Source organism: Tritonibacter sp. SIMBA_163, from assembly GCF_046535935.1.
GTDB lineage: Bacteria > Pseudomonadota > Alphaproteobacteria > Rhodobacterales > Rhodobacteraceae > Epibacterium > Epibacterium scottomollicae.
In genome coordinates this window covers 1-260 of the sequence record NZ_JAWJBP010000709.1, presented here as the reverse complement: position 1 = coordinate 260, position 260 = coordinate 1, and the positions used below count along the sequence as shown (strand labels likewise).

The window sequence follows — 260 nt, the reverse complement described above, 5'->3', positions numbered from 1 at the left end:
AGTCTCTTTCTAGTAGCACATGTCCCGTTTCAGTGAACATGTAGATTAATCGCACTCACAACGATATCTGCCACATCTATAGCAACACCTGCAGTTCGCCTCTCCACATTCACGGCAACATTCGCAAGGATAGCTGTCGCAGTCTCTACAGCACCTGCAGTTCGCCTCTCCACATTCACGGCAACATTCGCAAGGGTAGCTGTCGCAGTCTCTACAACACTTGCAGTTCGCCTCTCCACATTCGCGGCAGCATTCACAAG

1 protein-coding gene is annotated in these 260 nt (G+C 50.4%); it reads right to left on the bottom strand.

Going from position 1 to position 260, the window contains the following annotated elements:
* Positions 1-29: 29 nt before the first annotated feature.
* The coding region (locus tag R0J92_RS24175; RefSeq protein WP_411053549.1) for a hypothetical protein at positions 30-260 on the bottom strand (231 nt) is incomplete at its 5' end.